This window comes from Mesorhizobium sp. M7D.F.Ca.US.004.03.1.1 (genome assembly GCF_003998635.1).
GTDB lineage: Bacteria > Pseudomonadota > Alphaproteobacteria > Rhizobiales > Rhizobiaceae > Mesorhizobium > Mesorhizobium loti.
This window is the reverse complement of sequence record NZ_RZQG01001362.1, coordinates 1-1,138: the sequence shown is the minus strand read 5'-3', so window position 1 is coordinate 1,138 and position 1,138 is coordinate 1. Positions and strand designations below refer to the sequence as shown.

Below are 1,138 nucleotides of genomic sequence, written 5' to 3'. Positions count from 1 at the left end.
CTATTATCTAGCGCGAGTCCATGACGGGTGGATGACAGGGCTAAAAGGCTGGGGGCAATCAATGGTCGGGCGGCTGGCAGCGGACAGTATCGAGCGGCGCAGCGGCGTTTCGCTTTGGCGGCAGATCGCCGACAAGATCCTGCAGGCGATCGCCATCGGCGATTTCACGGAAAATGCCGCGCTGCCGCCGGAGGTGGCACTGGCCGAGCGCTATGGCGTCAACCGCCACACGGTGCGCAGCGCCATAGCAGCACTTGTGCAGGAAGGCGTGCTGCGGGCCGAGCAGGGACGCGGCACCTTTGTGCTGTCGCGCAAGCGGCTGTCCTATCCGATCGGCGCGCGCACGCGTTTTTCGACGGGCTTGCAGGGGCAAACGTCGGAACGGCATATCGTCCTGCTCGCCTCGTCGGTCGAGCCGGCCAGCCAGCGCGTCGCCGAGGGCCTTGGCCTTGCCAGGGGAGCTGAGGTGATCCGTCTGGAAACGCGCGGCGAAGCCGATGGACGGCCGGTGTCGCGCGCCGCCGGCTGGTTCGATGCCAGTCGCTTTGCCGGAATCGATGCCGCGATGGCTGAGACCGGCTCGATCACCGCGTCGCTGGCGCGTTTCGGCATCGACGATTATCTCAGGCAATCGACCGTGCTGTCGGCGCGCCATGCCGATGCGGCGGACCTTGCCGATCTCGACCTGCAGCCGGGCGCCATCGTGCTGGTCACGGTCGCCGTCAACGTCACGCCGGACGGCCAGCCGATCCAGTTTTCCGAGTCGCGCTTCCCGGCCGAGCGGGTCGAGCTCAAGCTGTCTGCGCTCTGAGCCGCCGCCGGTAGCCTATCCGACCTCGATCACAGCCTTGATCAGGCCGGATTTTTCGTGTGCCCAGCGAGCGAGATCGGACGGCGTTTCGGCAAGCGATGTTCGGTGGGTGACGAGCTTGGCCAGCGGCACGGCGCCGTTGCGGATCGAGGCGGCGACGTGGTCGAAGTCGGCGCGCAAGGCGTTGCGGCTGCCGATCAGCGTCATCTCGCGTTTGTGGAATTCCGGATCGGAAAAGCTGATGTCGTCCTTGACTACGGAGACCAGCACCAGCGTTCCGCCATGCGCGACATGGGCGAAGGCCGACTGCACCGACTGGGTGTTGCC

General features: G+C 66.3%; 1 protein-coding gene and 1 pseudogene. One reads left to right on the top strand and one right to left on the bottom strand.

Features of this window, described 5'->3' with window-relative positions; genetic code table 11:
* The first annotated feature begins 61 nt into the window (after nt 1-61).
* Nucleotides 62-811, top strand: coding sequence for a phosphonate metabolism transcriptional regulator PhnF (gene phnF / locus EN935_RS37100; RefSeq protein ID WP_127263221.1), 750 nt, complete (start codon nt 62-64; stop codon nt 809-811).
* Nucleotides 812-826: 15 nt separating this feature from the next.
* On the opposite strand, the pseudogene EN935_RS37095 reads toward phnF, so the two are convergent.
* Nucleotides 827-1,138 (bottom strand): annotated as a pseudogene (locus EN935_RS37095) (dehydrogenase); the annotation flags it as partial.

Coding starts and splice junctions, on each gene's coding strand:
- phnF (WP_127263221.1), top strand. CDS start 62: ATGGTCGGGCGGCTGGCAGCGGACAGTATCGAGCGGCGCAGCGGCGTT.